The sequence below is a fragment of the Peribacillus frigoritolerans genome (genome assembly GCF_030676415.1).
Lineage (GTDB): Bacteria > Bacillota > Bacilli > Bacillales > DSM-1321 > Peribacillus > Peribacillus frigoritolerans_A.
Genome location: NZ_JAUUTW010000045.1, coordinates 26,791 through 33,691, shown reverse-complemented (window position 1 = coordinate 33,691; position 6,901 = coordinate 26,791). Strand labels below are relative to the sequence as shown.

Below are 6,901 nucleotides of genomic sequence, written 5' to 3'. Positions count from 1 at the left end.
GTATTCCTATTGAAGGTCTAGCATTTATTGCCGGTATCGACCGTATTCTTGATATGGGACGTACAGTAGTAAACGTTATCGGTAATTCACTTGCAGCAATCGTCATCTCTAAATGGGAAGGTCAATTTAATGAAGTGAGAAATGAAGTCGCTTAATGTTGCAAGACCAAGTTTAATGACTAAGGTGACTTACTAAACATTGGATAAGGATCTTGCTGTTTAATGTTTAATTTTAATAACATTGAACACAAACTTGTCTCTATCTCTACTTACCGAGTGACAGACGATATATTAGCATAAAGGATGAGGTGTTTGACTAAGAAAAAAATTGTAATAGTCATAAATTAATAGATAGAGTAACGATTGTCCAAACACATGCATAATATATATAAGACGTGAGGAAGCACCTGACGTCACCTTTAGACTGACTATTTATAGTCAGTCTTTTTTGTTTTAAAATAGAAGTATTAAAACTTGAGTACAGTCTGTCGTATCAAGAACGGTCGACCCACAAAATCCCGCTGTTTTGACCGTTGGAAAAATGGTCGTGGGCACACGATTTAATGTGATTGCAGAAAATGCCGTTATTGAAGGGACTGTCCGTTGTTTTGATCATAAAACACGTGACCATATTGAAAAACAGCTCCAGGTTTATGCTGAAAATGTTGCGAACATTTACGGTGCGACCGCAAAGGTTGAATACTATTATGGAAGGCGAGCTGTCATCAATGATGAATACAGTGCCAAATTAGTGCAAAAAGTGGCCTCAAATGCGTTTGGCGAAGGCGCAATATATAATGAAAAGCCAACAATGGGTGGAGAAGACTTTAGCTTCTATTTAGATGAAGTACCCGGAAGCTTCGCTTTAGTCGGATCTGGAAACTCTGAAAAAGATACGGAATGGGCCCATCATCACGGGAAATTCAACATCGACGAAGATGCGCTTGCTACTGGTGCTGAACTTTATGCTCAATATGCATGGGCATATTTGAACGAATAACGGACTGGATAAAAGAGGGAATACGGTAATTACTAAAGGGTGTTTGAACGCCAGAAGGGCTTTGCATACAGTCAAGAAGGGAATGGATTTTACCATTCCTTTTTGATTTCCATTAACAAGGAATGAAATAACCAAGATTTCTTTTGTCGAATTAAAAGTGAGAAATCAATAAACCAACCCACAAAAACTTAAATCGACTTAAATTAATGCATATTTCATTGCCTTTAAAACTAAATAGACTTATAATTGGATCTATAGGGTGAAATCATGTAACTGGACGAGGACTATTTCAACAAATATGAATGGATTGATATCGAAACAATTTGTTAAATAAATATAAATCCAAAAACACCACTAGAAGAGATATGAAAAAGTTCTCCAATGAAGTCTATAATCATGACCCTCTTAAAATACAAAAGTACTAGAGGAGGATTTTACAGGTGAATCAGGAAAAGGATGGTTTGTCCCGCAGAAAGTTTATAGGTAACGTCTGTAAAATTGGAAGCGCTTCCGCTGTTCTCGGTGTCACGGACACAATGGGATTATTCATGCCTGAGACGGCAAGTGCGGATGCTGAGAAGAAGGCTGGCCATAACACCAAAAAACCAGGAAAGAACAGTTCCTACATATTGATGAATGTTCGATTGGAAAGTGGATACAAGTATAACAATGGCCAGGTCGTAGCAACCGAAACCGTATTGAGGAACCTCCATATTGTTAAAGGCATCATTACCAGAATACTAGATACTAAGTCCCCTTATGCAAAAGGTATCGATTGCTACGACGCGAAAGGCATGCTGTTACTTCCTTCTTTTAGAGATATGCATATTCATTTGGATAAAACCTTTTATGGCGGTCCTTGGCGAGCGGCAGCGACGAGGAAAAATGGCATTTTTGACATGATTACCTTGGAGCAGTCGCTGCTACTGGAGCTGCTCCCAACAGCCCAAGAGCGTGCGGAAAAATTAATTGAACTAATTCTCGGCTACGGCTCGACATATGTCAGAAGCCATTGCAACATCGATCCAGTCGTTGGTATTAAAAATCTTGAGAAACTCAATCGCGCCTTAGCGAACTATTCAGATAAAATATCACATGAAATCGTTGGCTTCCCTCAACATGGCTTGCTGCGTTCAAATGCAGAGGGACTGATACGAGACGCCATGCAGCTCGGAGTTACACATGTTGGCGGACTTGATCCAACCTTAGTTGATGGGGATATGGAAAAATCGTTGCAAACGATGGTACAAATCGCGGTGGACTACAAAGCGGGTATTGACATTCACCTTCATGAAGGTGGCGAAACGGGTTTGAAGGCAATTCGTCGATTGGCTGATTTGACTGAGGAAGCCGGTCTGCAGGGAAAAGTGACGATCAGTCATGCGTTCTCGCTGGCCTCGTTAGCGGTTGGCGCGGACGTAGAAATGGCAAACCGCCTTGCATCGCTGGGTATCTCCATTGCCTCAACGGTTCCAATCGGCAAAGACGTAATGCCGATTCCGCTGCTTCAGAAGCAGAAGGTGAACGTCATGCTTGGTAATGATAGTATTACGGATCACTGGTCACCATTCGGGATTGGCGATACGCTGCAGAAGGCACATCTCGCTGCAGATCTGTATGGGTGGTCAAACGAATACAACCTGTCTCGATCACTTTCCCTTGCTACCGGTGGCATTACACCGTTAGACGAGTCCGGCAAGCAAATATGGCCAAAGGTTGGCGATGCCGCGACCGCCGTACTCGTTCCAGCAAGCTGCTCGGCCGAAGCCGTAGCCCGCCTGCCTAAGCGTGCTGCCGTATTGCATAAGGGAACTCTGTCTTCGGGTTCACTTGATAGGGTAAAGCCTAAGACAACAAATCCTTAATAGTAACAAATGGGCAGGATATTGTTAATGAACCTGATAAAAAAATTGGGGATGGGTCCTATGAGCACCAGTAACGTACATTAGTTTGAGTGAGAAAGAGTTTCAAAACTAAGTAGCGTGATAATTTCAATATTATATAGCGACTCGGATCATCTCCTCAAATTTTCAATCGGAATACAAGGATGAAACACTGGGTAAGAATATGGATCCTAAACTGATTTTTTGCTTAAGCTACTCTAAAATTGATAAGCGTTTAACGTTTTAAAGGAATTACAAAATATAAATACCGATGGGGGAAGTTATGCTTCAAAATATTGGAATGCCAGGATTGATGCTAATTTTAGTGATTGCCCTAATTGTTTTCGGTCCTTCTAAATTACCCGAAATAGGAAGGGCATTTGGCTCAACATTAAGAGAGTTTAAAAAGTCTACTAGAGAGCTTGTAGCAGATGACACAAATGCAGATGTGACCAAAAAGAAAGAAAACTAATCAAATAAATGAAGAGGGGATGTAGGAACTGTCTTACATCTTTTTTTCCTGGAGTGATGAAGTTGGAAAATCAAAAAACGAGCATAATTAAGCACCTTGAGGAGTTACGTAAACGTATTATTATCACTTTAGCTGTTTTCCTACTGTTCCTCGTACTGACATTTATATATGTTCAAGATATTTATAATTTCATAGTTAAAGATTTGCCGTTTAAGCTAGCTCTGTTAGGACCGAGTGATATCATACTTGTTTATTTAATTATTGCCTCCGTCGTTGCCATTACGGCTACTATACCGGTTGCTGCGCACCAAGTTTGGCTGTTTGTACGTCCAGCGTTAACACCAAAAGAACGGAAAGTTACTAGTGCTTATATTCCAGCGCTATTTATTCTATTCATATTAGGAATCAGTTTTGGTTACTTTATTTTATTTCCTCTTGTACTAAATTTTTTAATGTCCCTATCAAACGACATGTTTACTACTTTCTTTACAACGGAGAAATATTTCCGATTTATGCTTCATATGACATTGCCTTTTGGATTTCTGTTTGAAATGCCCGTTGTAATTATGTTTCTAACAAGTTTAGGAATTATAAATCCATACCGTTTGCAAAAAATCAGGAAATATTCTTACTTTATTTTAATAGTTATTTCAATTTTGATTACTCCACCAGACTTTCTATCAGATATCCTAGTTACGATACCTTTATTACTCTTATATGAAAGCAGTGTCAGCTTATCTAAATTCGTATATAATCGACATCAAAGGGAAAAAGAAGGTGAAAAAGAGATCTATGAATCTGTCTAAAAAGTGCCTAGCACTTGTCCTTCAAGTTAAATGGAATCTCCATTTTAAGGGTAATGTTTTTTCATCACGCAATACACCTTTCCTATAGTCGGGATATAAATATCTATAATTTAGTGGGCTTTTACCAAGATGTTTAATCCCTGGCTGACTATCCCGATTTGGAATTCTGTTAACAAAATATATTGATTACTGTGTTCAGTATTTAATCTACCCTCGAAAGCTTAATTATCCTTAATATAATTCATGTTTCGTTGTGATAAAACTTGGATTAACTTATAATTAAATCTATGAGGTGAGATCATGCTGCAGGATGAACGACTAGACGCCATTGTTCAATATTTAAACGAACATGAACGGATTGATATTGAAACAATTTGTAAAATAAATAATGTATCTAAAGATACGGCCAGAAGAGACTTAATAATTTTAGAAGAGAAGAGGAAGATCATTCGAATACGGGGTGGGGCGAAAAAGGCTCTGCTTTCCAATGAAGTCCATAATTATGGTGAGCGTATGAACATGGCATCGGAAGCTAAAGCTAAGATCGGAAAATTTGCAGCTTCTTTGATAAATGACGGGGATCATCTTATTTTGGATGCCTCTACAACAGTTCAATTTTTAGCTAAATATTTAACGAGCCGGAACAACACTGTCGTGACTAATTCAATTAACATTACCAGTGTATTAAGCCAAAGAGAAGATATAAAAGTTAATTTATTAGGTGGAACATTAAGCACTAGACACCAAGCCATTTATGGTTCAAGAGCCATTAGAGATGTACAGGATTATAAGGTGAATAAATGCATCATTGGTACTTGCGGAATATCTTCTGAAGGACTGTCTACTTCCATCGAGGAAGAAGGCCTCCTCGTTCACGAAATGATTAAGCGTTCTGACCAGGTCATTGTGATTGCAGATTCAACGAAATTCAATAAAACTTTTTTTCAAAAGGTATGTGACTTAGACTCCGTTGATATAGTGATTACAGACAAAGAAGTACCAAAAAACATGCAGGAAATCCTAAATAAACATGTGGTAGAAGTGATTGTAGTTCCAGGTCATGAGCGAGACTATTGAGTAATAGAAAAAGGGGATCGATTTTAAAAGCTACTCCCTAGATATATAAAGTATCAGTTGTCTTTAAAATTCCGCTTTTTAAGCTAACCTGAACAATACTTGCGGTGGGTCAATCTGTTATGCATCGAAACTTATTTGAGAATCATAAAAAGATACTCGTGGGTTTTAGTTTGGTTAAGCAATGAACATTTCCAAATTCATATTCTCTGATACAATTTTTGAGAGTGTATAAGATCAATCGTTTACATACTGTTGATTATATTAACTAAAAGCAGCCGTTTATAATGCTTAATTAGAGAATATACGACAGCCTGAAATAGTGATGAACGAAAAGCAACAAGATATGTTTGTGAATCACGTTGAAAAAATAATCATGAAAAGGAGCGCCCAAGAGGTGCTCTTTTTTTAGTCAATTCCTTACAGTAGAGGAGATCGACTTTTCAGATTGGAATTTTCTTAGCATATAATATTTCCGAGATGGGCGGTATAGCATTCTTGCTACTGTTCGTAAAAGTACACGAACGGCTCATTTTTTTATAAGCGTTATGCAGGAATTAAAATTCATTTTTAAATTTCGGGGTATCATCTTGTTCTTTCCGCGATGGGTGTTGAAAGTAATGATCAATTCTATTGATTATTTGTAATTAATCGTCCTTTTCCATTTTCAGTTAGAGATAAATTGCATTTGGAAAATAAGAATTATCCCTCGGTCGATATAATTTGATGGTTACTAAAAAGGCCTTCATTGTACTAGTTAAACCAGAAAATATATTAGTTGATGAATATGGTCAATGAAACTATGTTATTTAACCTTACATACTAATTGCTTTTTTTTCCATTACCAATTATATTTAAAAAAATGCCTTCTATTAAGTCTGTCTAAATCTCAGGAAAGAGTTTTTGATTGAAGTGATTAGTTATAAAGGAAAAATGAATGGGGAAATATGTGAGGCAATGGTCCAGAAAGGTAAAAAATTTATACTAGTCCTCTTTGGTTAAAGAAATTTATAAACAAAGGTGGGTATGAGATGGGCTTGTTAGGTAGAGTGGTTTTTTTAAAAAGATTAAGAGATGAACTGTTGGAAAAAAGAAAACAAGGAGCCACTGACCTTCAAATTGATGAAATTGACAAGCAAATACGGAAGATTAATATAGAGATACAGAATATGAGGAAGATGATGGAATAATTATTTTCTTGTTTTAAGAATACCCGACTTGAACGATTAGTTCATTTTGTTTGTTACCATCCGAATTTTTTAAAATGGGGCGGCTCTACAAGAATGTATGGACGCTTTTTCTTATTGAACATAATTCGTGCGGTAGCACTACAGACTGTACAGAAAGGAATGAACCGCTTCCTTACATGTACGTATCGCTGCCGCATTAAATGATGCGATAACGACTACCTGTATGACTATGCTTCGCTTGCATTCCGTAGGTTCCTCTACCATTTACAGCTACTGCCGCCATATCGAACGAGCTGAAAGCCGTGAGATTAAGGCATTAGTAGAATATTTTTACACAAAACCATTTAAGATAAAAACCAACTTCATGACTTAATCTAAGCGTTTTTTCTTCTATTAGGGAGTTGCATGGGCAGCTCTTTTTCTTAAGGTGCTAAAGAAGCAGTTTCGTTCGGTCATGGATGGTGATACAGTTAAGTG

At 37.5% G+C, this 6,901-nt stretch carries 6 protein-coding genes and 1 pseudogene; all 7 read left to right on the top strand.

The features are described 5' to 3' along the window. On the top strand, nt 1–155 hold a 155-nt coding region (locus tag Q8G36_RS25965; RefSeq protein WP_305275269.1), incomplete at its 5' end, for a cation:dicarboxylate symporter family transporter. Between the two features lie 322 nt (nt 156–477). Continuing rightward, nucleotides 478–999, top strand: a pseudogene (locus Q8G36_RS25960) (M20/M25/M40 family metallo-hydrolase); the annotation flags it as partial. A gap of 440 nt (nt 1,000–1,439) precedes the next feature. Further along, nucleotides 1,440–2,864, top strand: a complete 1,425-nt coding sequence (locus Q8G36_RS25955) for an amidohydrolase (protein WP_305161381.1) — start codon at nt 1,440–1,442, stop codon at nt 2,862–2,864. Between the two features lie 301 nt (nt 2,865–3,165). Further along, nucleotides 3,166–3,354: a twin-arginine translocase TatA/TatE family subunit gene (locus Q8G36_RS25950; protein WP_305161380.1), complete on the top strand. Its 189-nt coding sequence runs from the start codon at nt 3,166–3,168 to the stop codon at nt 3,352–3,354. Nucleotides 3,355–3,410: 56 nt separating this feature from the next. After that, nucleotides 3,411–4,160, top strand: coding sequence for a twin-arginine translocase subunit TatC (gene tatC / locus Q8G36_RS25945; protein ID WP_370694087.1), 750 nt, complete (start codon nt 3,411–3,413; stop codon nt 4,158–4,160). Nucleotides 4,161–4,460: 300 nt separating this feature from the next. After that, nucleotides 4,461–5,237, top strand: a complete 777-nt coding sequence (locus tag Q8G36_RS25940; RefSeq protein ID WP_305161378.1) for a DeoR/GlpR family DNA-binding transcription regulator — start codon at nt 4,461–4,463, stop codon at nt 5,235–5,237. Nucleotides 5,238–6,265: 1,028 nt separating this feature from the next. Then, nucleotides 6,266–6,424, top strand: a complete 159-nt coding sequence (locus Q8G36_RS25935; RefSeq protein ID WP_156324934.1) for a hypothetical protein — start codon at nt 6,266–6,268, stop codon at nt 6,422–6,424. Nucleotides 6,425–6,901 lie beyond the last annotated feature (477 nt).

What these genes read in the sequence shown, in the direction of transcription:
- Q8G36_RS25940 (WP_305161378.1), top strand. Translation starts at nt 4,461, where the DNA reads ATGCTGCAGGATGAACGACTAGACGCCATTGTTCAATATTTAAACGAA.
- Q8G36_RS25935 (WP_156324934.1), top strand. Translation starts at nt 6,266, where the DNA reads ATGGGCTTGTTAGGTAGAGTGGTTTTTTTAAAAAGATTAAGAGATGAA.
- Q8G36_RS25950 (WP_305161380.1), top strand. Translation starts at nt 3,166, where the DNA reads ATGCTTCAAAATATTGGAATGCCAGGATTGATGCTAATTTTAGTGATT.
- tatC (WP_370694087.1), top strand. Translation starts at nt 3,411, where the DNA reads ATGAAGTTGGAAAATCAAAAAACGAGCATAATTAAGCACCTTGAGGAG.